This is a genomic window from Paraburkholderia caballeronis (genome assembly GCF_900104845.1).
GTDB lineage: Bacteria > Pseudomonadota > Gammaproteobacteria > Burkholderiales > Burkholderiaceae > Paraburkholderia > Paraburkholderia caballeronis.
Window position 1 is genome coordinate 2,551,027 of sequence record NZ_FNSR01000001.1, and the last position, 26,118, is coordinate 2,577,144.

15 protein-coding genes and 1 pseudogene are annotated in these 26,118 nt (G+C 69.0%); all 16 read right to left on the reverse strand.

Features of this window, described 5'->3' with window-relative positions:
• Nucleotides 1–20: 20 nt before the first annotated feature.
• Entirely contained in the window at nt 21–1,070 is a 1,050-nt protein-coding gene (astE, locus tag BLV92_RS11375; RefSeq protein WP_090544931.1) for a succinylglutamate desuccinylase, read from the reverse strand.
• Nucleotides 1,054–2,397, reverse strand: a complete 1,344-nt coding sequence (gene astB, locus BLV92_RS11380; protein ID WP_090544933.1) for an N-succinylarginine dihydrolase — start codon at nt 2,395–2,397, stop codon at nt 1,054–1,056. The genes astE and astB overlap by 17 nt, the downstream gene beginning before the upstream one ends.
• 9 nt (nt 2,398–2,406) lie before the next feature.
• Nucleotides 2,407–3,870, reverse strand: a complete 1,464-nt coding sequence (astD, locus tag BLV92_RS11385) for a succinylglutamate-semialdehyde dehydrogenase (protein ID WP_090544935.1) — start codon at nt 3,868–3,870, stop codon at nt 2,407–2,409.
• Nucleotides 3,867–4,916 carry an arginine N-succinyltransferase gene (gene astA / locus BLV92_RS11390; protein ID WP_090544938.1) on the reverse strand — a complete coding sequence of 350 codons (1,050 nt, stop codon included), beginning with the start codon at nt 4,914–4,916 and terminating at the stop codon, nt 3,867–3,869. Before astA ends, astD begins: the two co-directional genes overlap by 4 nt.
• The gene (gene aruF / locus BLV92_RS11395) at nt 4,913–6,043 is read right to left on the reverse strand and encodes an arginine/ornithine succinyltransferase subunit alpha (protein WP_090544940.1); all 1,131 of its coding nucleotides are present in this window, start codon (nt 6,041–6,043) and stop codon (nt 4,913–4,915) included. The genes astA and aruF overlap by 4 nt, the downstream gene beginning before the upstream one ends.
• A 39-nt stretch (nt 6,044–6,082) precedes the next feature.
• Nucleotides 6,083–7,303 carry an aspartate aminotransferase family protein gene (locus tag BLV92_RS11400; protein ID WP_090544942.1) on the reverse strand — a complete coding sequence of 407 codons (1,221 nt, stop codon included), beginning with the start codon at nt 7,301–7,303 and terminating at the stop codon, nt 6,083–6,085.
• 202 nt (nt 7,304–7,505) lie between these two features.
• On the reverse strand, nt 7,506–8,546 hold the full coding sequence (locus BLV92_RS11405; RefSeq protein WP_090544944.1) for a GlxA family transcriptional regulator: 1,041 nt from the start codon (nt 8,544–8,546) through the stop codon (nt 7,506–7,508).
• Between the two features lie 70 nt (nt 8,547–8,616).
• Nucleotides 8,617–9,408, reverse strand: a complete 792-nt coding sequence (locus tag BLV92_RS11410) for an ABC transporter ATP-binding protein (protein WP_090544946.1) — start codon at nt 9,406–9,408, stop codon at nt 8,617–8,619.
• 61 nt (nt 9,409–9,469) lie between these two features.
• Nucleotides 9,470–9,655: pseudogene (locus BLV92_RS32555) on the reverse strand (amino acid ABC transporter permease); the annotation flags it as partial.
• Nucleotides 9,656–10,030: 375 nt separating this feature from the next.
• Nucleotides 10,031–19,651: an Ig-like domain-containing protein gene (locus BLV92_RS11420; RefSeq protein WP_167627023.1), complete on the reverse strand. Its 9,621-nt coding sequence runs from the start codon at nt 19,649–19,651 to the stop codon at nt 10,031–10,033.
• 455 nt (nt 19,652–20,106) lie between these two features.
• The gene (locus tag BLV92_RS11425; RefSeq protein WP_090544949.1) at nt 20,107–21,114 is read right to left on the reverse strand and encodes a patatin-like phospholipase family protein; all 1,008 of its coding nucleotides are present in this window, start codon (nt 21,112–21,114) and stop codon (nt 20,107–20,109) included.
• Between the two features lie 22 nt (nt 21,115–21,136).
• The gene (locus BLV92_RS11430) at nt 21,137–21,706 is read right to left on the reverse strand and encodes a hypothetical protein (RefSeq protein ID WP_090544951.1); all 570 of its coding nucleotides are present in this window, start codon (nt 21,704–21,706) and stop codon (nt 21,137–21,139) included.
• 85 nt (nt 21,707–21,791) lie between these two features.
• Nucleotides 21,792–22,940 (reverse strand): lysylphosphatidylglycerol synthase domain-containing protein, encoded by a 1,149-nt coding sequence (locus BLV92_RS11435; protein WP_090544953.1) that lies wholly within the window; start codon nt 22,938–22,940, stop codon nt 21,792–21,794.
• Nucleotides 22,937–23,800, reverse strand: coding sequence for a hopanoid biosynthesis-associated protein HpnK (gene hpnK / locus BLV92_RS11440; RefSeq protein ID WP_090544955.1), 864 nt, complete (start codon nt 23,798–23,800; stop codon nt 22,937–22,939). The genes BLV92_RS11435 and hpnK overlap by 4 nt, the downstream gene beginning before the upstream one ends.
• Nucleotides 23,800–25,221, reverse strand: coding sequence for a hopanoid biosynthesis associated radical SAM protein HpnJ (gene hpnJ, locus BLV92_RS11445; RefSeq protein ID WP_090544957.1), 1,422 nt, complete (start codon nt 25,219–25,221; stop codon nt 23,800–23,802). The genes hpnK and hpnJ overlap by 1 nt, the downstream gene beginning before the upstream one ends.
• A gap of 99 nt (nt 25,222–25,320) precedes the next feature.
• Nucleotides 25,321–25,479 carry a hypothetical protein gene (locus tag BLV92_RS32020; RefSeq protein WP_167627026.1) on the reverse strand — a complete coding sequence of 53 codons (159 nt, stop codon included), beginning with the start codon at nt 25,477–25,479 and terminating at the stop codon, nt 25,321–25,323.
• Between the last annotated feature and the right edge of the window lie 639 nt (nt 25,480–26,118).

Below are 26,118 nucleotides of genomic sequence, written 5' to 3' on the forward strand. Positions count from 1 at the left end.
CCCGTCCGCATCGGCCGCCGCTACGCCGACGCGCCCACGCCCTCCGCCGTGGTCTCCACCACCACCAGCCCCGCCCGCAACCCGATCTTCACCTTCGGATTCGGAAACACGATCCGCTCTTCCTCGTGCCCGACGACATACCGGTAGTCGCCGTCCCGCGCGAGCAACGTCCCGCGCCGGAACGGCGTGAAGTTCGGCACGTCGGCCGCGACGAGCAATTCGAACGCGTCGCTTTGTTTCGTGATCTGCGCGGCCACCGTAAACACGCGCGGCAGCGGCGCATCGCGATCCGCGTCCGCGTCGGCGACGAGCCGGCGCACTGCCGCATCCGCGGCTGCAAACCGCGCCAGGTCGTTCTGCCCGAACGGCCGCACCTTGCCCAGTTCGAGCGTGCATGCGAGCGCGCCGCAGGCCTCCGCCGTGAACTGCGAATACGTCGCGCCCTTCTCCGTATGGATCAGCACCGCCGCGAGCCGCGCGTCCGCGAGCCGCGCGAACAGCGCGCGCGACGGCTTCGCGCCGGTGAACGGCAGCAGCGCGAACTGCTCGAACGCGGACGCGCGGATCGCAGTGTGCAGGTCCCAATGCCAGCGCGCGAGCGGCGCACCGGATGCCTCCGCGAAGAAGTCGCGCGCCGCGCGTTCCAGCGCGGCCGCGCGCGGCGCTTCGCGGCTCGCCGGTTGCTGCGCGTGACGACCGCCGAACAGCCGGTTCAGATCGTCGTCCAGATAACGGTCGGCGGCCCGCATCGCGCCGACGTTGCCGAGCACGACCAGCAGCCGGCACGCGAGCCCGGCGCGACCATCCGCGAGATCCGCGACGAGCCGCGACAGCATCTCGATCGGCGCGGTCTCGTCGCCGTGCACGCCGGCGGACAGCAGCACGCTTTTCGTGTCGCCGGTCATCGATACAGGCTCCAGCGTCAGCACGCCTTCATCGAGCCATTGCCAGCGCACGCCGCCGTTCGCGCAAACGCCGCGCGCCGCCGCGTCGGACGCCGGCCGCCACCCCGCCAGCGTATGACCGAGCCAGTCGCGCAGCGGCGACGCCGGATCAACGCTGGAAGTCATACAGCGACCCGAGCCCGAGAATCTGCGTCAACTCGTCGAGCGCGGTGCGCGACTCGTCGAGCAGTGCCGGATCGGCCAGATCGGCGGGCGCGAGCCGGTCGCGATAGTGCCGCTCGATCCACGCGTCGAGCCGTTCGAACAGCTTGTCGTCGATCCACACGCCCGGCGCGACGGCCGCGCGCTCCGCGTCGTTCAGCACGACCCGCAGCCGCAGGCACGCGGGGCCGCCGCCGTTTTTCATGCTCTCGCGCAGGTCGAACGCAAGCACCTCGCCGATCGGCCCAGGCTTCGCGACCAGATCGTCCAGATAAATCGCGACCCACGGATTCTCGCGGCATTCCTGCGGCACGACCAGCACCTGCGAGCCTTCCGCGCGGCTCAGCAACTGGCTGTTGAACAGATACGACGACACCGCGTCCGCGACGCTCACCTGCGCGTCCGGCACCTCGATCACGTCGAACGGCGCATCGCGCGCCGCGAGTTTCGCGCGCAGTTCGTCGTACACGGTCTGCGCGCCGACGAACGCGCGCTCGTGGCAGAACAGCGTGCCGCGGTTGCCGACCGCGATCACGTCGTTGTGGAACACGCCCGCGTCGATCACGTCCGGATTCTGCTGCGCGAATACGGTCGCGTCGTCGGCCAGCCCGTGGCGCTGCGCGACCGCGCGGCTCGCCTCGAACGTCTGCCGCGCCGGATACCGTTTCGGCTCCGGCCCGCGCCGGAACTCGCTGCGCCCGTACACGAAGAACTCGACGCCCGGCGCGCCGTATTGCGCGCAGAAACGCGTATGGTTCGCCGCGCCTTCGTCGCCCAGCGCGGGCGTGCCGGGCAGCGCGTCGTGCACGACGAAACGCGCCGGGTCCGCGAAGATCGCGGTCAGCGTGCGGCGCGTCGCCTCGTGCTCGATCGCGCGATGCAGCTTGCTGCACAGGTTCGCGGGCGTGAAGTGCACGCGCGCGTCCGGCGTGTCCGCGGACGGGCTCACCGTCGCCGCGTTCGCGGTCCACATCGCGGACGCGGAACTCGCCGCTGCGAGCAGTTCGGGCGCTTCCTTCGCGGCTTTCGCGATCGCGGCCGCGTCGTTGCCGCCGAAGCCGAGTTCGCGCAGCAGCCGGATCGACGGCCGCTCCTGCGGCGGCAGCACGCCCTGCGCAAAACCGAGGTCCGCGAGCCGCTTCATCTTGCGCAGCCCCTGGCGCGCGGCGGCCTTCGGGTTCGCGACGGAGTTCTCGTTGTTCTGCGACGCGACGTTGCCGAACGACAGCCCCGCGTAGTTGTGCGTCGGGCCGACGAGGCCGTCGAAATTCGCTTCAAGGGTTCGTTGCATCGTCGATCCTCAGAAATGAAGGCCCGGCGAAACGCTCGCCGGCATCAACAGCCGCTCGCTCTCGACCGACGCCATCGGATACGCGCAGTAGTCGGCCGCGTAATATGCGCTCGGCCGGTGGTTGCCCGAGCGGCCCGCGCCGCCGAACGGCGCGGCGCTCGACGCGCCGTTGGTCGGCCGGTTCCAGTTCACGATGCCCGCGCGGATCTCGCGGCGGAACTGCGTCCATCGCGTTTCGTCGTCCGCGAGCAGGCCGGCGGACAGCCCATATGCGGTGTCGTTCGCGCGCGCGATCGCGTCGTCGAACGTCGTGTAGCGGATCACCTGCGCGAGCGGGCCGAAGTGCTCTTCGTCCGGCAGGTCCGCGACGCCGGTCACGTCGAGCACGGCCGGGCTCACGAACCCGAGCGACGGCTCGCGCTGCTCCATCGCGAGCAACGCGCGCGCGCCGCGTTCGATCAACTGCCGCTGCGCGTCGACCAGCTTCGCGGCCGCGCGCGCGGAGATCACCGCGCCCATGAACGGCTGCGGCTCGGCGTCGTACGCGCCAACCGCGATCCGCGACGTCACGTCGACGAACCGCTCGACGAAGCGGTCGCCGAACGCATCATTCGGCACCAGAATCCGCCGCGCGCACGTGCAACGCTGCCCGGCCGACAGGAACGCGGACTGGATCGTGTGATGGACGGCCGCGTCGAGATCTTCGACCGGCGCGACGACGAGCGGATTGTTGCCGCCCATCTCCAGCGCGAGCACGATCTCGGGCCGGCCGCCGAACTGCCGGTGCAGCGTCGTGCCGGTGTTCGAACTGCCGGTGAAGAACAGCCCGTCGATCTGCCGGTGCGACGCGAGCGCGACGCCGGTGTCGCGTTCGCCCTGCACGAGGTTCAGCACGCCATCGGGCAGCCCCGCGTCGCGCCAGATTTCGACGGTGACGCGCGCGACGTCCGGCGCGAGTTCGGACGGCTTGAACACGACCGTGTTGCCCGCGATCAGCGCCGGCACGATATGCCCGTTCGGCAGATGGCCCGGAAAGTTGTACGGCCCGAACACCGCGACGACGCCATGCGGACGATGCCGCAGCACCGCGACGCCGTCGGCCATCGCGGCGCGTTTTTCGCCGGTGCGCTCCGCGTACGCCTGAATCGAGATCTCGACCTTCGCGGCCATCGACGCCGCTTCGGTGCGCGCTTCCCACAGCGGCTTGCCGGTTTCGCGGCCGATCGCGACGGCGAGTCTCTCCTTGCGTTCGTTCACGAGCGCCGCGAAACGGCGCACGATGTCGCAGCGCGTGTCGAGCGGCAGTTGCGACCAGCCGCCAAACGCGCGGCGCGCGGCGTGGACCGCGCGGTCCACGTCGCCGGCGCTGGCCGCATGGCCGCTCCACACCGTGTCGCCGCTGCCGGGGTTGCGCGAGACGAACGGCGCGCCGGATGCGGCGCGCCATTGCCCGTCGATGAAAAGCTCGTTCATGTCGATCCCTGTTGAGTCTTTTGCGCGGGGCCGAGCACGCGCACCGGCTCGCCCGCCGCGACGTCCAGCGCCGCCGCTTCCTGCGCGCTCAGCACGAACGCGCCGTCGCGCACGACACCCGCCGCGAAACCGACGCGGAAGTCGTCCGCCGACGTATTCGCCACCAGCGAGCGCAGGCCCGCGGTTACGTCGTCCGCCGCGTGCGCGCCGATTTCCACCGGCACGACCACGCTCTCGCGCACCGTGCGCAGATCGGCGATGTGGCATTCGAGCACCGGCCCCGCATCGAAGATATCGACGTGGTTCTCGTAGCGCAGCCCTTCCGCTTCGAGCATCCGGCGCGCGGGAATCGTGTCCGCGTGCGTGAGGCCGACGCACTGCTGCGCGTCGTCGGGCAGCAGTTCGACGTACACCGGAAAACGCGGCATCAACTCCGCGAGAAACGCCTTGCGGCCGTGCGAACTCAGATAGTCGGCCGCGTTGAAGTCGATCTGGTAGAAGTGCGAGCCGACCGCGCGCCAGAACGGCGACGTGCCGTCCGCGTCGAAGTGGCCGCGCAGTTCCGCGCAGATCCGCTGCGGAAAACGCTCGCGAAACTGCGCGATGAACATGAAGCGCGAACGCGACAGCAGACTGCCGACGCCGCCGGTCCGGTAGCGCGGCGACAGGAACAGCGAACACACTTCCGCGTACCCGGTCAGGTCGTGCGAGATGTTCAGCGCGCGCATGCACGTCCAGATGCCGAGGTCCTGGCTCGCGTGGACGACGGTGCTCACCCGGTAGTTGTAGAACGGCTGTTGCAGGCCGACCGACGTTTCGATCCCGCAGACGCCGGCGACGTCGCCGGTCGCGGTGTCCTCCATCACGAAGAAATAACCGGCCTCGTGCGGCGCGGCGACGCCGTCGAGCGTGCGGCGCGTGCGTTCGATCCGCGCGGCGAGCGCGTCGCGGTCCGGCTTGAACGTGGTGAGGCCGGGGCCGGTCTCCTGCGCGAGTCCGACGAGCGCGTCGAGGTCGCCCGTCTGCACGACACGTACGACGATCATGACGCGTCTCCCATCGAATCGTCCTCGGTCTGCGGTTCGTCGCGGTAGAGCGGCACGCAGCGCACCGCGTCGCCGTCCTGCACGCCGAGCGCCGCGCGCGCGGCCGCGTCGAGCGGCGCGGCCGCGCGCGCACGGCCACGCTGCGCGGGCGAGGCCGATCGAGATGACGCGAGCGGCGGCAAGGTCGCCATCACGCAGCGGAACTCGCCCGCGCGGTCGCTCGCGACCAGATGCGCTGCGCCGTCCGCGCCGTCCGTACCGTCCGTACGATTGGCGTCGCCGGCCGCCTCGCGCACGATGCGCGCCTCGCTGGCGGCCACCGACGTCGTGCGGTCCACCTGCGCGGTCAGCACCGGGCCGGCGTCGAAGATATCGACGTAGCGGTCCGGCTCGAAACCCTCTTCCAGATGGATCTCATACGCGAGCAATGCGCGCGGGTCCGGCTCGCCGAGCACGCGCTGCGCGGACTCCGGCAGCAGCGGCACGTAAAGCGGATACGCGGGCATCACTTCCGCGATGAACGTGCGGCTCCGCCCGCCGGACGCGACTTCGATCTCGCGAAAATCGCGGCCGAAGAACTTGCGGCCGACCGCCTCCCAGAACGGCGACACGCCGGACTCGTCGGTCACGCCGAGCAGCAGCGAGAACACTTCGGGCGTGAAGCGGCGGCGGTTCATCGCGACGTACACCATCCGCGCGCGCGAGATCAGATGCGCGGCCGCGTCGCCGCGCAGCGACGGATCGATGTAGAACCCCGCGAGCCGGCTCATGCCGGTCAGTTCGTGCGACATCGTCAGCGCGTGAATCTTGCGGTTCACGTGGAGCTCGCGCGACGCGTGGATCAGCGCGTCGTTGCGGAACGCGTAGAACGGCTCCGAATAACCGGCCGCCGCGACGACACTCGACGTGCCGAGCAGCCGGCCGGTATCGCCGTCCTCCAGCACGAACAGATAAAACTCCTCGCCCGGAAAATCGACGTCCGCGCGAAACGAGTCCTCGGACAACGCGATCCGCGCTTCGAGCGCGTCGCGGTCGTGCGGCAGCGAATGCAGCACCGGCTGCGCGGTGCGCGCCATCTGCGCGATCGCATCGAGGTCGGCCAGCCTGGCAGGGCGTACGAACAGCATCGTCGTTCTCGGTGGAAGGTCGGAGTCGAAGGTCGGGGTTCAGCGCGCGGCGCCCGCGACGTCCTCGAACGCGCGTTCGAGCCGGGCGAAACCGTCGTTCAGATCGGCGGCCGGCATCACGAGCGACGGCGCGAAGCGCAGCACGTCCGGTCCCGCGATCAGCATCATCACGCCGCGATTCGCGGCGGCCGCGAGGAAGTCCTTCGCGCGGCCGCGATAACGCTCGTTCAGTTCCGCGCCGATCAACAGGCCCTTGCCGCGCACTTCGGCGAACACGTCGAAGCGTTCGTGCAGCTTCGCGAGCTTATCCTTGATCGTGTCGCTGCGCGAGCGCACGCCCGCGAGCAGCGCCGGGTCGCTGATCAGCTCGACGACCTTGTCCGCGATCGCCGCCGCGAGCGGATTGCCCCCATAGGTGGTGCCGTGCACGCCGACCTTGAAGTGCGCGGCGAGATCGGCAGTCGTCAGCATCGCGCCGATCGGGAAACCGTTGCCGAGCGCCTTCGCGGTGGTCAGGATGTCCGGCGTCACGTCGGTGTCCTGATAGGCATACAGGTGGCCGGTGCGGCCGACGCCGGTCTGCACTTCGTCGAAGATCAGCAGCGCGCCATGCGCGTCGCACGCCTCGCGCAGCGCGCGCAGGAACGCGGGATCGGCCGGGATCACGCCGCCCTCGCCCTGCACCGGCTCGACGATCACCGCGCAGGTCTGTTTGCCGATCGCGCGGCGCGCGGCGTCGATGTCGTTGAACGGCAGATGCACGATCCCCTGCGGCACCGGCCCGAACCCTTCCGAATACTTCGGCTGCCCGCCGACGCTGACCGTGAAGAACGTGCGGCCATGGAACGACTGCGTGAACGACACGATTTCGAACTTGTCCGCGCCGTGCCGCTCGAACGCGACGCGACGCGCGAGCTTCAGCGCCGCCTCGTTCGCTTCCGCGCCGGAGTTCGCGAAGAACGCGCGGTCCGCGAAGGTCAGCGCTTCGAGCCGGCGCGCGAGCCGCAGCACCGGCTCGTTCGTGTAGCCATTGCCGATGTGCCATAGCTTCGCGCCCTGGTCGTGCAGCACCTTCAGCAGTTCCGGATGCGCGTGGCCGAGCGCGGTCACCGCGATGCCGCCCGCGAAGTCCACGTAGTCGCGGCCGTTGGCGTCCCATACGCGCGAGCCTTCGCCGCGCACCGGCACGAACGGCGCGGGCGAGAACACCGGCACCATCACTTCGTCGAACGTCTGGCGGGTCACAGTCTGGTCGGTCATGGCTTTTCCTTCGGCGGTTCGTGGCGGTGCGTGGCGGTTCGTTGCGGTTTCGTGACGGTTCCCGACTGCGGGCCGCCGCCGCGGGCGCGTCGCACGGGACGCAGCCAATGCGGCGACGATAACAGGTTCAGTGTAGGCAACGGCGCAACCATCGTCTTGCCTGTACGCGACGTGTTCTGTCGTGGCCGCACCGCGGCCGCGTTCATCGCGGATCGTCCGGCCGCTCGACCAGCGCGCCCGCGCGCGGCTCCGCGCTCGCGCCGCCGTGCTGCTTCTCGATCCAGTTGCGGCGGTCCTCGCGCGGCGTCACGCCGAACCGCTCGCGATACGCATTCGAAAAATGCGCGGCCGACGAAAACCCGCACGCAAGGCTGATCTGCACGACCGACTTGCTCGTGCGCTGCAACTGCGAGCGCGCCTTCGCGAGCCGCAGCCCGAGGTAATACTTCGACGGCATCGCGCCGAGATACTGCCGGAACAGCCGTTCGAGCTGACGCCGCGACAGGCCGACAAAACCCGCGATCTCGTCGGTCGTCAGCGGGTCCTCGATGTTCGCCTCCATCAGCAGCAGCGCATCGTTCAGGCGCGGATGGCGCTCGCCCGGCGCGGTCACGAACGGGATGCGCTGCCGCTCGTCGCCACTGCGCAGCGTGCTCGCCCCGAGCGCGTCCGCGATGCGTTCCGCGAGTTCCGGTCCGTGCTCGCGCGCGATCATCGCGAGCATGAAGTCGAGCGTCGCCTGGCCGCCCGCGCAGGTCGCGCGATCGCGGTCGATCTCGTAGAGGTGCTGCGTGACGATCGTCCGTTCGAACTGCTCCGCGAACTGCTGGTACGTCTCCCAGTTCGCCGCGACGCGATAGCCGGACAGTTGCCCCGCCATCGCGAGCCACCAGATGCCGTGGTGGATGCCGGTGACGAGCGGCGTGCGCTGGCCGACCCGCGCGAGGCTCGCGAGAAAGAGCCGGTAATCCGCGAACTGCTGGTAACGCTCGGTCACGACGATCAGCCAGTCGCACGCGACGCCGTCGCCGAACGCGGCGTCCGCCGGCCACTGCGCGCCGCCCGCGAGCGGCACCGGGCGGCCGTTCCACGAGTACATCTGAGCGCGGTACAGCGCGCGGCCGTCGATCTCGTTCGCGAGATTCAGCGCATCGACGACCGGGCCGACGCCGGACATCGACACCGGCGGCAACGCGACGATCGCGACCTGGGTCGTGCGGGCCGGGCTGGACGGACGGGTCATGGTGCGCGTGCTGAGAGCGGTTACGAGCGAACGACTTGCCGCATCATGCGACTGCGCGAAACGGCGCGCATCACTTCAGGCTGCCGGACAGGAACTGCCGCAGCCGTTCGCTCTTCGGCGCGCCGAGCACGTCCGCGGGCGTGCCCTCTTCCTCGGTGCGGCCTTGATGCAGGAACATCACGTGATTCGACACGTTGCGCGCGAAGCCCATCTCGTGCGTGACGACGATCATCGTGCGGCCTTCTTCCGCGAGCTTCTGCATCACCTTCAGCACCTCGCCGACCAGTTCCGGGTCGAGCGCCGACGTCGGTTCGTCGAACAGCATCACGTCCGGATGCATCGCGAGCGCGCGCGCAATCGCGACGCGCTGCTGCTGGCCGCCCGACAGATGCGACGGATACTGCTTCTCGACGCGCGGCGCGAGCCCGACCTTCTCCAGATACGCGCGCGCACGATCCTCGGCCTCGCGGCGCGGCACGCCGAGCACGTGCCGCGGCGCCTCCATCACGTTTTCGAGCACCGTCATGTGCGACCACAGGTTGAAGTGCTGGAACACCATCGCGAGTTTCGTGCGGATCCGCTGAAGCTGCCTGGGGTCCGCGACTTCGAGGTCGCCGTGGCGGCCGGCGCGCGTGCGCACCGTTTCGCCGTCGACGACGATCTGTCCGGCGTTCGGCCGTTCGAGGAAGTTGATGCAGCGCAGGAACGTGCTCTTGCCCGACCCGCTCGCGCCGATGATGCTGATCACGTCGCCCTTCTTCGCGTCGAGCGACACGCCCTTCAGCACTTCGTTGTCGCCGTAGCGTTTGTGGATGTCGCGCGCGACGAGCTTGCTGTCGCCGGTTTCGGTCGTGTGGGGCAAAAGGCTCTCCCGGTTGATTCAGTCAGGACGTTCGGCGGTCGCTTCGAAACGCGGCGCACATTCAGCGCGCACGCACCGCGAGATGCCCGGGCCAGCGCCGCTCCGCGCGGCGGAGCGCGGCCACCAGCACGAACGATACCGCACAGTCGATCCGCGCCGCGAGGCCGGACGATTCGAACGACCGGGGCGTCGCCGGGCTCGCGTCGCGCGCAACCTTCAGGATGTCCGGCGCGGCCGCGCGCGCCGCCGTCGCCGGAAGTCGCGCGGATGATCGCAGCGGACGCCAAAACACTCAACGGCGCGCGGCGCGGATATTGCGATGCAACATCGCGGCCGCGATGGCGGAACAAGCGGCCCGAGCCGGCGATATCGAGTACCGCCGGGATGCCGCGCGACGTTCGGCCCACGTCGGCGCGTGGCGCGTTTTCGCAAGTTTGCCGTCGCTTTTTCGATAGGCCGGCGTTCGGCACGATGCGGCCGACGTGCGCAAAAGGCACGCGAAAAGGCGCTTCCCCCGAAAGCGCGCATAAAAAAACGGCGGAACCCGCTGCCGGGCTCCGCCGTTACCCACTCCCCTCTCTCCGAACGATATGCCGTCGCCTCTAGCGGGCTCCGGTCATGCTCAGATCACCAGCTGATGGTTCTGCAGCAACGTCAGCAGATCGGTCTGCACGTTCACGAGCGTCACCACCGCGGTCGATGTGTACTGGCCACCGGCGCCGTCGCGGTCCACGCTGACCACCGTGTCGTTGCCGACTACCTCGACCTTCAGGTAGTCCTGCAACCCCTGCGACGCGGCGTCGAGCTTCACCTCGCCGCCGTCGGTCCGCAGGCTCGTCGTGCCGCCGTAGCCGGACAGCAGGCCGCTCAGCTTCAGCACGTCCGCGTTGGCGTTCGTCAGCGTGTCGCCCACCGTGAAGCCGTACACGGTGTCGTGACCGTTACCGCCGGTCGCGTCGGCGTTTTTCAGCACGTTGAACTGCACCGTGTCGTTGCCGCCGTTGGTCAGATAGAACACGTCGTTGCCCGCGCCGCCGCGCAGCGTGTTGTTCGCCGCGTTGTCGGTGATCGAGTTGCCGTAGTTGCCGCCGATCACGGTCTCGATGCCGATCAACGTGTCGTTGCCCATGCCGGTTGCGACGCCGGTCATCAGGTTCACGTTCATCATCCCGGTTGCGTTGCTGTAGTCGATCAGATCGCCGCCCTGGGTTTCGCTCCACACGCGGCTGCCGTCCATCAGCGTGTTCCAGCCGCCGCCGCCGTTGATCACGTCGTCGCCGAGCGTGCCGTAGAACGCGTCGTTGTAGCCGGTGCCGACGATGCCCGCGGCGGTCGTGTCGTTGACCGCGTTGGTCGCCTCGGCGGTCAGCACGTAGACGTTCGTCGCGTCGCCCGGATAGACGTTCCAGAAGCTGTTGACGGTGCCGTTCGCGTAACTCTGGTTGTACGCGCTGCCGCCGACGTGGTTGATCGAACCGTTGTCGTTGCGCAGCAACTGCACCGAGTACGTGTCGTGCGGATCGAGCCCGTAGAAGTGCAGCAGGCCCGAACTGTCCGTCGTCACCGACGACTGCGCGTTGATCACCTGCGTCGCCACGAGGTCGCCGGCGGAGTTGTACAGCTTCACCGTGTTGCCGAAGAAGCTGTTCACGCCGTTCTGGTCGAGGATCTTGAACGTCAGGCTCGTGCCGTAGGCGACCGCGTTGTCGTTGTGGATCAGCACGGCCGGCGCGGTGTTCGAGTTGACGCCGGCGGTCGTGCTGCCCGCGCGGTACATCACCAGATCGACCGCGCCGTCCCAGTCGTAATCGACCGCGACCGCGCCGGTGATGTCGTCGTACAGCGTCGTGCCGAGCGCCTTGCCGGTGCCGGTCCACACGTTCGTGCCGCTGTTCAGGTACACCATCGGTGCTGTGGGCGCGTTGATCGGGTAGTTCGCGATGTTCTGCCGCGGCACCTCGATCACGTCCATCTTGCCGTCGTGGTTCCAGTCCACCGCGAGCGACGCGCCGCCGTCGAAGTGATTGCTCGCGGTTCCGGCCAGCGTGTCGTCGAAATACAGCGGGTTCGCGCTCATCCCGAGCCAGTTGCCGTTCGCATCGTTGCCCTGGTTCAGGTAGATGCGGCTTTCGTCGCTGTTGCCGGTGGTCGTCGGCGACTGGTAACCCCGGTTCAGATACAGGTCGAGATAACCGTCGCCGTTGAAATCGGCCCACGTCATCGAGTACGCGGTGTTCGCGTTGAAATACGCGCCATCGCCACGGAACACGCCGTTGTACATCTTGTCCGCGCCGATGCTGCCGTCCGCGTTGAACAACTGGATGTCGAGCGCGCGGCCGCTGTCCTGATCGGAACGGCCCGCGAGATCGACCGTGCCGTTGTTGTTCACGTCCACGCCGCTGACCTCAGTCTGGAACCAGCGGAAGCCATTCTGGCCCGCGTCCGCGCTCAGCACGCCGTTGTTGTTGCTGATGTACGTGTACGACTGGTCCGATTGCCACGAGAGCCCCGCGCCGCTGTACGTGACGACGAAGTCCGAGTAACCGTCGCCATACCGGTCCCACGCGATCACCGAGCCGGCCGCGCCGAACGTGTTCTGTTGGTCGAGCGGGTTCCACCACGCGGGGGTCGGGAACGTGAACGAGCTGGCGGTGTAGCTGCCGTCCGCATTCTTCGTCCACAGCGCCACCGCGGCGGAGTCCTGGCTGACCTTGCCTAACACGTCCATGTAGCCGTCGCGGTTCACGTCGACGAACACGCCCTGACGGATCACGTGGCCATAGTCGTCGCCGTTCGTCGGCGCGTTCGCGACCGCCGACGACTCCGGCAGATAGGTCGCCGAATAGCCGTTCGGCGTCACGTCGAACACCCAGCCCGAATAGGCGGCCGCGCCCGACTTCGTGCCGATCGAACTCTGGAAGAACGCCCAGTTGCCGTTCTCGTCGATCGTCGCCGCGCCCGCGCCCAGCCCCCAGTCGCCCCCCGTGGCGGTGCCGCCCCAGCCGGTCGAACTGGTGCTGCTGCCGACCGTGTTCGTCAGCGTGCCGGTGCTGGTCATCACGAGCGGGCCGAAACCCGACGCGTTGCCGGCCGCGTCCCACACCATGAAGCCGACGCTATGCAGCCCCTTGCCGAGCGACGCGTTGAAGCTCCAGTCGCCGTTCTGGTCCGCGCTCGCGTAACCGGTGATCCGGTCGATGCCCTCCTCGTAGGTGCCGTCGCGGTTCACGTCGTCCACCAGCGCGACCAGCGAGCCCGCCGCCACCTTGTTGTACAGGCTCGACGAGAACGCATACGCGGCGCCGGTGTCGGTGATCGCCGCGAGCGTCGGCGCAAGCGCGATCTTGTCCGGCGCGTCGAGATCGACCACCACCGAGTAGTGGTCGAAGTTCGTGCCGGTCGCGACCACGCCGGACGCGCTGACCACCTGCAGCCGCACGTCGAGCGTCTGGCTCGCCGTCAGCGGATCGGCGCTGTACGTCCACAGCACGCCGCTATGCGACAGCACCGTGATCCAGTTCTCGCCGCCGTCGAGCGACAGTTGCAGGTACTGGTTCGTGGCGAGCGCCTTGTTCAGCGTGCCGGAGAACGTCAGCGACTCGTCGCGGGTCACGAGGTCCGCGTTCGTCGCGGTCTGCGCGGTGCTGAACGCGCCGGACACGCCGACCGACGTGTCGCCGTTCAGCGCGAGCGTCGATGTAATGCCGCCCGCGTCCACCGGCTGCGTGTCGATCTGCAACTGCTGCGTGGAGATCGTGCCGAGGTTGCCGGCCGCGTCCTGCACGCGCGCCTGCAGCACGTAGCTGCCGTCCGCGAGCGTTTGCCCGGTCAGGTCGAGCGTCCAGTTCGTGCCGTCGAACGTGGTCGCCGGCTGCCAGCTATTGCCGCCGTCGATGCTGACGAGCACCGACGAACCGTCGTCGACTGGCTGGTTGACCTGGCCGTTGATGACCGGCCGGTTGTCGCTCGTGATGAAGTCCGAACTGCTCGCGCCGAGATCCTGCGTGACCGACACGATCTGCGCGAGCGCCGCCGGCGGCGTCATGTCGAACACGATGTCCTGGCCGGTCGTGCTGACCACGTCGCCGGACGGCCCGAGCACGCGCACGTCGTAGTGGACGGTCGAACTCGTGTGCTGCGCCGGGTCCGCGTAGATCCAGTTCGTGTCGGTCGTCGCGACGTCGGCCCACGTGTTGCCGCCGTCGGTCGACACCTGCACCTTCCCGCCGCCCGGCAGCGGCCGGCTCAGCGTGCCGGAAACGGTGATCTGGCCGGCGTTCGTGATGAAGTCGCCGACGACGCCGCTATCGGGCGTGATGCCGGTGATCTGCACGTCCATGCTGATGCCGGTATCGACGATCACGACCTGCGACGCGGTGCTGCCGACGTTGCCGGCCGCGTCGATCACGCGCACCTGATAGGTCTGGTCGCCGTCGGGCAGCGCGCGCGGATCGACGTAGGTCCAGCTCGTGCCGGCCACCGACGTCGCGTTGACCCACGTCGCACCGCCGTCGGTCGACACCTGCACCGATTCGTTCGCGCCGAGCGCCTGCGACAGCGTGCCGGACACGGACAGGTTCGTCGCGGACGTGATGAAGTCGCCCGGCGTGCCGGTGTCCGGATTGATCGCCGTGATCGCGACGAGCGCGACCGGCGCGGTCGTGTCGACGTTGATCGCGAACGGTGGGCTCTTCGCGCTCTCGTTGCCGGCCGGATCGACCTCGCTGACGCTCAGGTTGTGCGCGCCTTCCGCGAGCGGCGTGGTCGGCGTGTAGCTCCACGTGCCGTCCGGCGCGACGGTCGCGCTGCCGATCGGCGTGCCGTTGTCGTACACCTTGATCGTGTCGCCCGGCGTCGCGCCGCTGCCCGCGAGGGTCGGCGTCGTATCGTCGGTGTAGCCGTTCTGCGCGAGGTCGCCCTGATACAGGCCGACGTCGTCGCCGACCGTCACCGCGCCGAGGTCCGGCACCGCCGGCACCGTCAGGTCGAGGTTCAGCGTGAAACTCGCATCGCTCTGCGCGCCCGCGCCGTTCGACGCGGTTGCCGTGTACGTATGCGCGCCTTCGGTCTGCGCGGGCAGCGTGAGGCTCCAGTTGCCCGATGCGTCGGCGGTCACGCTGCCGAGCACCGTCGTCCCTTCCTTGACCGTCACGACCGCGCCGGCCGTCGCGGTGCCGACCAGCGTCGGCGTCGGATCGTCGGTGAGGCCGTTGTTCGCGACGTCGCCCTGGAGGTTGCCGACGTTGTCGGTCGCCTTGACGATGCTGACCACCGTCGGATCAGGATCGACGGTGAAGTTCAGCGCGGGACTCGCGCCGCTCGTGTTGCCCGCGTGATCGGTCAGCGTGACCGAGACCGCGTGGCTGCCGCTCGCGAGCGGATCGACCGGCGTGAAGCTCCAGTTGCCGTTCTGATCGACGGTCGTCGTGCCGAGCGCCTTGCCGCCGTCGTACACGGTGACGGTCGCGCCCGGCTCCGCGCCGCTGCCGCTGAAGTCGGGCTGCGTGTCGTCGGTCACGCCGCCTGCCGCGATCGGCCCCTTCACGCTGCCGACGTCGTCGGTCGCGGTGACGACGCCCGGCGCCGTCGGCGCGGTCGTGTCGAGCACGATCGGATAACCGCCGGTCATCGGGCTCAACTGGCCCGCGACGTCGCTCGCCTGCGCAGTGATCGTCTTCTGGCCGTCGCCGGTCAGCGCCGGCGTGGTGACGCTCCAGTTGCCGTCGTTGTCCACGGTGGCCGAACCGACCGCCGTGCCGTCGACGAACACCGTGACGGTCGTGCCGACCGTGCCGGTGCCGCTGATCGTCGGCGTGCGGTCGTCGGTCGTGTCGCCCTTCTGCAGCGGGCCGGTGACCGGGCCCGCATCGTCCGTGACCAGCGTGATCGCCGGCGCGGCCGGCGCGGGACCGGCCATCGTGAAGCTCCATGCGGGCGTCAGCGGTCCTTCGTTGCCGGCCGCATCGACCGGCGCGGCCTGGAAGCTGTGCGAACCGGCTTCGAGCGGCAGATCCGGCTCGAAGCTCCAGTTGCCGGACGCATCGACCGCGGCGCTGCCGATCAGCGCGCCATTGTCGTACACGTTGACCGTCGCGACGTCGCCGGCGGGCGCACGGCCGCCGAACGTCGGACGCGCGTCGTCGGTCGCGCTGCCGCGCGCGATCGGGCCGGTGATCGTGCCGACGTCGTCGGTCAGCGTCAGGCTGCTGCCGTCCAGCGGACCAGGCGGCGTCGTGTCGACGACGACCGCGAACGGCGCGCTCTGCGCGCTCTCGTTGCCGGCCGGATCGACCTGGCTGACGGTCAGGTTGTGCTGGCCTTCCGCGAGCGGCGTGGTCGGCGTGTAGTTCCAGTTGCCGTCCGGGCCGACCGTCGCGCTGCCGACCAGCGTGCCGTTGTCGTACACGTTGATCGTGTCGCCCGGCGTCGCGCCGCTGCCCGCGAGCGTCGGCGTCGTGTCGTCGATCGAGCCGTTCTGCGGCACCGATCCCTGATACACGCCGACGTCGTCGGTCACCGTCACCGAGCCGATGCCCGGCGCCGCCGGTGCGCTCAAGTCGAGATTCAGCGTGAAGCTCGCGGTGCTGCCCGAACCCGCGCCGTTCGATGTCGCGGTGTACGTATGCGCGCCTTCGGTCTGCGCGGGCAGCGTAAGGCTCCAGTTGCCCGACGCGTCGGCGGTCACGCTGCCGAGCACCGTCGCGCCTTCGCTGACCGTCACGACCGCGCCGGCCGTCGCGGTGCCGACCAGCGTCGGCGTCGGATCGTCGGTGAGGCCGTTGTTCGCGACGTCGCCCTGGATCGGGCCGACGTCATCGACGGCCTTGACGATGCTGACCACCGTCGTGTCCGGATTGATCGTGAAGTTCAAAGCGGGGCTGGCCGCGCTCGTGTTGCCCGCGTGGTCGGTCAGCGTGACCGAGATCGCGTGGCTGCCGTTCGCGAGCACGCCGGCCGGCGTGAACGCCCAGTTGCCCGACGCATCGACGGTCGTCGTGCCAAGCACGGTGCTGCCGTCGTACACGGTGACGGTCGCGCCCGGCTCCGCGCCGCTGCCGCTGAAGCCGGGCTGCGTGTCGTCGGTCACGCCGCCTGCCGCGATCGGCCCCTTCACGCTGCCGACGTCGTCGGTCGCGGTGACGACGCCCGGCGCCGTCGGCGCGGTCGTGTCGAGCACGATCGGATACCCGCCGGTCATCGGGCTCTGCCGGCCCGCGCCGTCGCTCGCCTGCGCGGTGATCGTCTTCTGGCCGTCGCCGGTCAACGCCGGCACCGTGACGCTCCAGTTGCCGTCGTCGTCCACCACCTGCGAGCCGACCGCGGTGCCGTTGACGAAGATCGTGACGGTCGTGCCGGCCGTGCCGGTGCCGCTGATCGTCGGCGTGCGGTCGTCGGTCGTGTCGCCCTTCTGCAGCGGCCCGGTGACCGGGCCCGCGTCGTCCGTCACCAGCGTGATCGCCGGCGCGGCCGGCGCGGACGCCGCGTCCGTCACGACCGTGAAGCTCCAGTCGGCGGTTTTCGGGCCTACGTTGCCGGCCGCATCGACCGGCGCGGCCTGGAAGTCGTGCGCGCCGTCGGCCAGCGGTTCGGCCGGCTCGAAGCTCCAGTTGCCGGACGCATCGACCGCCGCGCTGCCGATCAGCGTGCCGTTGTCGTACACGTTGACGGTCGCGACGTCGCCGCTCGCGTGGCCGCTGAACGTCGGCTTCGGATCGTCGGTCGAGCCGCCGCGCGCGATCGTGCCGGTGACCGGGCCGACGTCGTCCACGAGGTTCACGCTGCCGAGGTCGGTCGAGACCGGCGGCACGAGGTCGCTCGGACCGGTGGTCGTGCCGTCGCTGACGTTGCCGGCCGGATCGGTTTCGGTCACGGTGCCGCTGCCGCCGTCGGGCAGCGGGTTCGGCGCGATTTCCCAGTGGCCGTTGTCATCGACGGTCGTCGTCACCGTGCTGCCGTCCGGGCGCTCGACCGTGATCGTGTCGCCCGGCTCGCCGGTGCCGCCGAGGCCGTTGCCGTTGTTCTGCTCGACGTTCGGCGCGGGCGGCGCTGTCTGGTCGCTCGGGCCAGTCGTGATGCCGCCGGTCGAGTTGCCCGCCGGGTCCGTTTCGGTCACCGTGCCGGTGCCGCCATCGGGCAGCGGGTTCGGCGTGATCTCCCAATGGCCGTTTTCATCGACGGTCGTCGTTACCGTCGTGCCGTCCGGGCGTTCGACCGTGATCGTGTCGCCCGGCGTGCCGGTGCCGCCGAGGCCGTGGCCGTTGTTCTCATCAACGGTCAGTTGCGACTCGTCCGGCGGCGTCTGGTCGCTCGGGCCAGTCGTGATGCCGCCGGTCGAGTTGCCGGCCGGGTCCGTTTCCGTCACCGTGCCGGTGCCGCCATCGGGCAGCGGATTCGGCGTGATCTCCCAATGACCGTTTTCATCGACGGTCGTCGTTACCGTCGTGCCGTCCGGGCGTTCGACCGTGATCGTGTCGCCCGGCGTGCCGGTGCCGCCGAGGCCATGGCCGTTGTTCTCATCGACGCTCAGTTGCGATTCATCCGGCGGCGTCTGGTCGCTCGGGCCGGTCGTGACGCCGCCGGTCGAATTACCGGCCGGGTCGGTTTCCGTCACCGTGCCGGTGCCGCCATCCGGCAGCGGGTTCGGCACGAATTCCCAATGGCCGTTCTCGTCGACGATCGTCGTCACCGTCGTGCCGTCCGGCCGCTCGACGGTGATCGTGTCGCCCGGCGTGCCGGTGCCGCCAAGACCGTGTCCGTTGTTCTCGTCGACGCTCAGTTGCGTGTCATCAGGCGGCGTCTGGTCGCTCGGGCCAGTCGTGATGCCGCCGGTCGAATTACCGGCCGGGTCCGTTTCCGTCACCGTGCCGGTGCCGCCATCGGGCAGCGGGTTCGGCACGAACTCCCAATGGCCGTTCTCGTCGACGATCGTCGTCACCGTCGTGCCGTCCGGCCGCTCGACGGTGATCGTGTCGCCCGGCGTGCCGGTGCCGCCGAGACCGTGTCCGTTGTTCTCGTCGACGCTCAGTTGTGTTTCATCGGGCGGCGTCTGGTCGCTCGGACCGGTCGTGATGCCGCCGGTCGTATTGCCGTTCGGATCGACCTCGGTGATGGTGCCGGTGCCGCCTTCCGGCAGCGGATTCGGCACGAACTCCCAATGGCCGTTTTCATCGACGATCGTCGTCACCGTCGTGCCGTCCGGCAGCGTCAGGATGATCGTGTCGCCCGGCGTGCCGGTGCCCGACAGCCCGTCCTGGTTGTTATGGTCGACGCTCAGCTGCGATTCGTCCGGCGGCGTCCGGTCCGCCGGACCGGTCGTTTCGGGTGCCGAATGATTGCCGGCCGGATCGGTCGCCGTCAGCGTCCCTTCGTCGCCTTCGGCGAGCGGATTCGGGCCGAAGCTCCAGTGGCCGTTGCCGTCGGTCACGGTCGTCACGGTGCTGCCGTCCGGCAACGTCAGCGTGATCGTGCTGCCCGGCTCGGCGCTGCCGCTCAGTTCGCCCGCGCCGTTATGCTCGATCGCCGGTTCCGCCGGCGGCGTCACGTCCGCGACGCCGGTGCCGAGCGGGCCGACCGGCCGGCCGTTCGGATCGATGCCGGTCACCGTTCCCTGCTCGCCGTCCGACAGCGGATTCGGATTGAAATGCCAGACGCCGCTGTCGCTCGCGACGGTGGTGACCGTCGAGCCGTCGGGCCGCGTCAGCGTGATCGACGTGCCCGGATCGGCGGTGCCGACAAGGCCGTACATGTTGTTCGACGTCACGTCGAAGTGGCTGCCCGTCTGCGCGTTGTCCTTCGCCGGCGAACGGCCGGACGAGTTGCCGCCCGACGACGCCAGCCCCGCCGCGACGCCCATGCCGACGCCCGCCGCCGCGAACGCGATCAGCGGGACGAGCGAGTCGCCCGCGGCCTGCGCGGCGAGCAACTGGTCGGCCGATTCGATCGGCGACAGCGCGAATTCGCCGGTCGCATCCGAATACCCGACGGCCCAGAAGCCGTTGCTGTCGTTGTCGTGAATGACCAGATCGCTGGTGGCTTCGCCGTTCGGGCCGAAGAAGTTTTCGATCGTGACGGTCTCGCCGCTCTTCAGCCGGATCACGATCCGGTTGCCGTCGCGCGCGATCGACTGGATCTGCGACGGCGTGATATCGACCGTCACCACCGACGGCTTCAGCAGCCGGACTTCATTACCGCTCTGCGCAACGACCTGTCCGGTCTCTTTTGCAACCACGCGAATATTGGCCAACTTGTTTCTCCTCGTTCGAATATGAGTGCAGGAGGAGCAACCCGCGAGGCCGTTCGTTGCTGACGAAACGGGCTGGCTGCGCGGACACCTCTGCCGTCTGCTGCGCATTACGCCGTGTGATAGCCGATGGCGCTTTGCGGCACATCAGAATCGTCTTTCATATCGAAAGGAATTGACGTTGTGTCACAAATACGTTTGATCGCTTCCAGGCATTGCTCATTCCGACAATCAGGATCTCCAAACGAATCTGGAAAAACCCCTTCAGACAGGGGTGGTTAACAAAGTCGGCAGTAACGGAGAGGATGCAACGAAACCACGCACGCCCCTATCGGAACGCGCCGATCACTGACAGCGAATGAGACAAAGACGACGAACCGCAGCCCATCGTCTTACCGACGAAGGCCAACGATTCCGAACGGAGGAGAGAAGAACCGGATAGCCGCGCTCACGCGGCCCTACGCAATGCCCAGTTGCGCGCGAATGGCCGGCAGCATGTACTGCACGGCCGCGCGGCCTTCGGCGATCGCCGGCGCAGCGCGGTGGAAGTCGAAGATGCCCATGCCGCCGAGGCGCGGCTGGATCAGGATGTCGGCCGGCTCGCCGGCGAGGCGGCTGCGCGTGATCCGCACCTGCATGATGTCGATGCTCTGCGCGATCGCGCTCAGCATCGACGGCACCCGCGCGCTCGGCGGCGGCGCGACGCGCACGTCCGCGCCGCCGGCTGGATCGGCCACGCCCGATACGCCCGCGGCATCGCCGTCGGCCGCCTGCCGCCAGCGCCGGAACGGCCCGCCGAAGCGCCGGCCCGCGGCGGCCGCCGCCGCGGCCGGGTCGACGACCGGCGCGTCCGCCGGCTCGCGCGGCAGTGTGTCGATCGCGCCGCCGAGGTCGCGGCCGTTCAGGATGTCGTGATTCAGGTCGATCGCAATCACGCAGTTCGCGCGCATCGCGCGCGCGGCGGACACCGGCACCGGATTGCTCAGGCCGCCGTCGACGAGCCACACGCCGTCATGCCAGATCGGCGTGAAGATGCCCGGAATCGCGATCGACGCGCGCACCGCGTCCACCACGCCGCCGTCCTGCAGCCACACCTCGCGGCCGGTGTCGAGTTCGGTCGCGACCGCCGTGAACGGCATCCGCAGCTCGCCGATGTCGCGGCCGTTGAACTGGTTCGCGAACACCTCGATCACCTTGCGGCCGCCGAGCAGCCCGCCCGAGAACCGCAGGTCGAGCAGCCGCACGACGGTCTGCCACGTGAGCCGGCCGACCCAGTCTTCGAGCCAGTCGAGGTCGCCGTTCGCATACACCGCGCCGACCAGCGCGCCGATCGACGTGCCGCACACCACGTCCGGCCGGATGCCCGCCTCCTCCAGCGCGCGGATCGCGCCGATGTGCGCCCAGCCGCGCGCCGCGCCGCCGCCGAGCACGAGACCAATACGGGGATTGCGCCGCCTGCCTGCCATCTTTTCCTCCGCCCGGTCGGGCTCAGTGTCCGCGCAGAATGTCCGAGCGCGACGTCGTCGACACGCGAGCGTCCGGACCGAAATGCACGTTGAAATACGCTTCCGGCGTAACGCCGCCCTCCTGCCACTTCCAGCTCCACACGGTTTCCGGCTTGAGCCGGTACACGGCGACCTGGCCCGGCTTGCCGAGCAGCCGGCGCACGTCGTCCTCGGTCATGCCGATGCGGACCTTCGCGAAGTTCTCCGCGGTCAGCGCCTGGGTGATCGCGACGAGCCGGCCGTCCGGCCCGATGTCGACCATGTATGTGTTCAGGCCTTCCGGCCCGCGCGGATATTCGAGCCGGCGCGAGCCGTCGTCGAACACGCGCTCGGTCTCGGGCTTGCCCATCTGGCTGCGCACCTGGTCGAGCGTCGATACGCCGGGCGCGAGCCCCTTCAGCAGCAGCGCATCGGGCTTGACCGAGTCGAACAGCGCCTTCAGTGTCAGTTTCATCGATTCGACCTGGCGGTCGTCGCACGCGGCGAGCAGGCCCGACGCCGCCACGACGGCGGTTGCGAGCGCGACGCGTGTGGACGCAAAGCGATACATCATGGGTTGAACGACCTCCGCGAAGCCCGCGCCCGCGCAGCACGCGGCGCATCGGCTCGCATGGCGCGGGCAGATTGCCCCGCTGCTTTCAGTGGATCCTGTCGTGCGCGTCCGGCGGGCGCGACGCGGGCGCGGACTTCGCAACGGACGGCACGCCGGACGGTTTTGCGCTCACCTTGGGTTTCGCGGGCGCACGGCGCCTTGTGCCGCCATCGACACCGCCATCGACACCGTCATCGCCCGTATCGTACCCGTCCCGCGCCGCGCGCGGCAGATAACGCCGTCCGCGCGCGAGTTCGACCGCCTGCCACGACAGCAGCGCAAGACAGCCGAAGATCACCTCGCGCACCCGCTTCACGAGCGCGAGCGACAGCGCGACCTGATGATCGACGCCGAACAGCTGCGCGAGCAGCACCACCGCCGCCTCCTGCACGCCAAGCCCCGCCGGCACCATGAACGCCGCATGCCGCACCGCCTGCGTGAGCGCCTCGATCGCGAGCGCGCCGCCGACCGACACCGGATGGCCGAGCAGTTGCAGCGCCCACCACGTCTCGAACGCGCCGGCCATATAACCGCCAAGCTGCCACAGGAACGCGCGCAGCAGCAGGCCGGTACGCGACATCAGCGCGTCGATATCGGCGTCGAGCCGCCCGCCGTCGATCCCTTGCAGCAGCGGATGCGACGCCCCGAGCAGCCGCGCCGCCCACCGCTCGATCGCATGGAAGAGGCCGCCGCGACGCAGCAGCACGGCGAGCACCACCGGCACCGGCAACGACAGCAGCAGCGCGAGCCCGACCGTGCGCAGCACGCCGGACTCGCCGGTCGCCGCGACGATCAGCACGAGCCCGAGCGCGGAGAACGCATACTGGACCGCGATCGTCACCAGCACCTCGACGATCACCGATGCGCTGACGACACTCGCGTCGTCATGCTTCCAGCGCGCGAGCCGGATGCCGACGATCTCGCCGCCGATGCCCGCGACCGGCAGCAGCCGGCTCACCGCCTCGCGCACGGTCGCGGCCCACCACAGGAACGCGAGCGACACGCGGCGGTCGAGCAGCAGCCGCCACGCGTGCGCGTCGAGCACGAGCGGCAATGCGTGGAACGGCACGAGCCACAGCAGCGCCGGACCGGCGGCGCCGATCACGTGCATCACGTCGGCGGCGCCGTCGCGGACGATCAGCGCGATCAGGATCGCGATGCCGACCGGCAGCCCCGCCCACTGCAACCACTTCATGACGGTAACGCTCCCCGTTCGGGCGCCTGGGCGCGAGCCGCGCCCGCCGGCGGAAACACATCCGCGAACCCGCCGCGCACGATGCCCGCCGCGTCGAGCGCGGCCGCCACGCGCGGCGACAGCAGCGCCGCCAGTTCGTCCTCCGGGCGGTACGCGTGCATCGTCGGCGTGACCGGGCCGTCGCCGGCGATGGCCGGATGGCTGTAGATCTCGCCGACGCCGGGCGGCAGATGCGCGAGCGCGTCGAGCCACGCGGCTTCGTCCATCGCTCCGGTGTTCGCGATGCCGACCACGTAGTCGTTGTGCGCGATGCCCGCGCGGCGCAGCCGCGCGCGCACGAGCCCGATCCACGGACGCAGCCACCACGGCGCATTCGCCTCGCACGGCAGGCGCACCGCGCGCAGCCCGTAGTCGCGGCCGATCCGCACGATCATCGCGAGCACGGTCGGGTGCAGGTGGAAGTGCTTGTGCGTATTCACGTGATCGAGCGCGAGGCCCGTCGTCGCGAACGCGTCGAACTGCGCGCGGATTTCCCGCGCGAGCTGCGCGCGCACATGCGGCAGCAGGAAAAAACGAAAGCCGTCCCGCGCCATCCGGTCGCCGAAGCGCCCGCTTTCGTCGACCAGCGCCGGGATGTGCGCGGGAGGCAGCATCGCGGGGCCGTCCGCGAGCACCAGATGCAGCCCGACGCGCAGACGCGGCAGACGCCGTGCGCGCTCGACCGCGTCGCTTGCGGCCGGCGCGCCGACCATCAGGCTCGCGGCAGTCAGCACGCCGTCGCAATGCGCGCGCTCGACCGCAATATTCACGCGCTCGTGCAGCCCGAAGTCGTCCGCGGTGACAATCAGCGTGCGGGTCATCACGCCTCGTGCGCGCGCAGGAAGCGGAAGAACTCGACGCCTTCGCGCAGGCGTCGCTGCATCATCTCCCAACTCGTCAGCATCTCGCGCACGATCTCCCAGATCTTCGACGGCCGGAAGTAGAACTCGCGGTAGAACGCCTCAAGCTGGTGATAGATGTCCTCGCGCGACAGATGCGGATAACCGATCGCCGCCAGTTGAACCCCTTCCTTGCTCACCAGGTTGATGACCTTGTTCTCTTCGGGCCAGCCGTTCTCCACCGCCTGCCTGTAGAGCGTCGTGCCCGGATACGGCGCGGCCAGCGACACCTGGATCGTGTGCGGATTGATTTCCTTCGCGTAGTCGATCGTCTTGCGGATCGTGTCCTGCGTCTCGCCCGGCAGCCCGAGAATGAACGTGCCGTGAATCTTGATGCCGAGCTTGTGGCAGTCCGCGTTGAAGCGGCGCGCGAAATCCGTGCGCAAGCCCTTCTTGATGTTGACCAGAATCTGGTCGTCGCCGGACTCGTAACCGACCAGCAGCAATCGCAGACCGTTGTCCTTCATGACCTTCAGCGTGTCGTACGGCACATTCGCCTTCGCGTTGCACGACCATGTGACGCCGAGCTTGCCCAACCCGCGCGCGATCTCCTCGACGCGCGGCAGGTCGTCGGTGAAGGTGTCGTCGTCGAACATGATCTCCTTCACTTCCGGCAGGTTGTCGCGAATCCACGTCACCTCTTCGAGCACGCTCGCGACCGAACGCGTGCGGTAACGATGGCCGCCGACCGTCTGCGGCCACAGGCAGAACGTGCAGCGCGACTTGCAGCCGCGTCCGGTGTAGATCGACACGTATGGATAGTTCAGATAGCCGATGAAGTAGTTTTTGATTTTCAGGTCGCGCTTGTAGACCGGCGCGACGAACGGCAGTTCGTCCATGTTCTCGATCATCGGCCGCGCCGCGTTGTGCTCGATCGAGCCGTCCTGCGCGCGATACGACAGGCCGAGAATCTCGCTGAACGGCCTGCCTTCCGCGATCTCCTGGCAGGTGTAGTCGAACTCCTCGCGGCACACGAAGTCGATCGCGCCGGTTGCGGTCAGCGAGCTGTGCGGATCGACCGCGACCTTCGCGCCGACCATCCCGATCAGCGTCGCCGGACGGCGCTTCTTCAGCTCCTGTGCGAACATCGCGTCGCTCGGGAACGACGGCGTACTCGTGTGGACGATCACGAGGTCGTAGTCGTCCGCGATCCTCAGCGTATCCGCGACCGACAGGCCATCGGCCGGCGCGTCGAGCACGCGGCTGCCGGGGACCATCGCGGCGGGCTGCGCGAGCCACGTCGGATACCAGAACGAACGGATCTCGCGTTTCGCCTGGTAGCGCGAGCCAGCGCCGCCGTCGAAGCCGTCGTACGAAGGGGCCTGCAAAAACAGCGTTTTCATCGGGTGCGGACTCCGACAACGGATTGTGGGTACAGGGTATTCGATCGAACGGTTCGGCGCCGCATAAAGGCTTTAGTACGCTGACCGGCGCGGCGGCGTTCACTGCGCGCGCCGCGCGGCCCGGCGCACGTGCGCGGCGCAACCGAGGCGCGGCATTGTCAGCGCCGCGCAGATCGCATACGGCGTAGCCGCGTTGCACAGCGCGAACAGCAGCCACCAGAACGACCGAAGCAGCGACAGCCACAGCGACGCCGTCATGCGCCGCCCTCCGGTGCCTTCTCGGCCGATGACGAGCGGCGGGATGCGCCGGCGCTGCCGCCGCCGCAAGCGTCCTTCGTCCATGCCGAGGCGGGCCGGATGCCCGCGCTGACCGGCTCGCGCGCTACGCTTCGTACCCTATGCGCACCGTCCTGCATTCCGCAAATGCCGTTATGCATCGCCGCGACGTTCGAGCGATCGAACGATTATCGGCACGCCGATCGCGTAGAAAATGATCCAACGCAGCCGTGTCCGTCATGTGCATATACAGCACGCATTGACCTGAACTCGATGTGTGATCGCACCGCCGACCGACCGCGAAAAGTTTAGCAGCAGCACTGCTTTCGATGACGCCGAAACCGCACGCGTCAGTGCTGCGTCAGCATGCACCCACGGCCGCCTTTCGGTTTTCATCGAACCGACAACAAACCGTCAATCGCGGGAAATAAAAACGACGGGGAACCGTGGGAGCACGCGCGTCGCGCGCGAAGGGCCGCGACGCATCCGGCATCGTCCGGGTGTGTTCTGCGCAGCCGACCTGCGCGTGACGACAGCGGAGCGCGCGGCGCGGCAACGCGGCGCTTCGCGTGCGATCGATCGACGTCGCGCGCGAACCGGGTTGCCGTGTCGCCAGCGTGC

What these genes read in the sequence shown, in the direction of transcription:
- astE (WP_090544931.1), bottom strand. Translation starts at nt 1,070, where the DNA reads ATGACTTCCAGCGTTGATCCGGCGTCGCCGCTGCGCGACTGGCTCGGT.
- astB (WP_090544933.1), bottom strand. Translation starts at nt 2,397, where the DNA reads ATGCAACGAACCCTTGAAGCGAATTTCGACGGCCTCGTCGGCCCGACG.
- astD (WP_090544935.1), bottom strand. Translation starts at nt 3,870, where the DNA reads ATGAACGAGCTTTTCATCGACGGGCAATGGCGCGCCGCATCCGGCGCG.
- astA (WP_090544938.1), bottom strand. Translation starts at nt 4,916, where the DNA reads ATGATCGTCGTACGTGTCGTGCAGACGGGCGACCTCGACGCGCTCGTC.
- aruF (WP_090544940.1), bottom strand. Translation starts at nt 6,043, where the DNA reads ATGCTGTTCGTACGCCCTGCCAGGCTGGCCGACCTCGATGCGATCGCG.
- BLV92_RS11400 (WP_090544942.1), bottom strand. Translation starts at nt 7,303, where the DNA reads ATGACCGACCAGACTGTGACCCGCCAGACGTTCGACGAAGTGATGGTG.
- BLV92_RS11405 (WP_090544944.1), bottom strand. Translation starts at nt 8,546, where the DNA reads ATGACCCGTCCGTCCAGCCCGGCCCGCACGACCCAGGTCGCGATCGTC.
- BLV92_RS11425 (WP_090544949.1), bottom strand. Translation starts at nt 21,114, where the DNA reads ATGGCAGGCAGGCGGCGCAATCCCCGTATTGGTCTCGTGCTCGGCGGC.
- BLV92_RS11430 (WP_090544951.1), bottom strand. Translation starts at nt 21,706, where the DNA reads ATGATGTATCGCTTTGCGTCCACACGCGTCGCGCTCGCAACCGCCGTC.
- BLV92_RS11435 (WP_090544953.1), bottom strand. Translation starts at nt 22,940, where the DNA reads ATGAAGTGGTTGCAGTGGGCGGGGCTGCCGGTCGGCATCGCGATCCTG.
- hpnK (WP_090544955.1), bottom strand. Translation starts at nt 23,800, where the DNA reads ATGACCCGCACGCTGATTGTCACCGCGGACGACTTCGGGCTGCACGAG.
- hpnJ (WP_090544957.1), bottom strand. Translation starts at nt 25,221, where the DNA reads ATGAAAACGCTGTTTTTGCAGGCCCCTTCGTACGACGGCTTCGACGGC.
- BLV92_RS32020 (WP_167627026.1), bottom strand. Translation starts at nt 25,479, where the DNA reads ATGACGGCGTCGCTGTGGCTGTCGCTGCTTCGGTCGTTCTGGTGGCTG.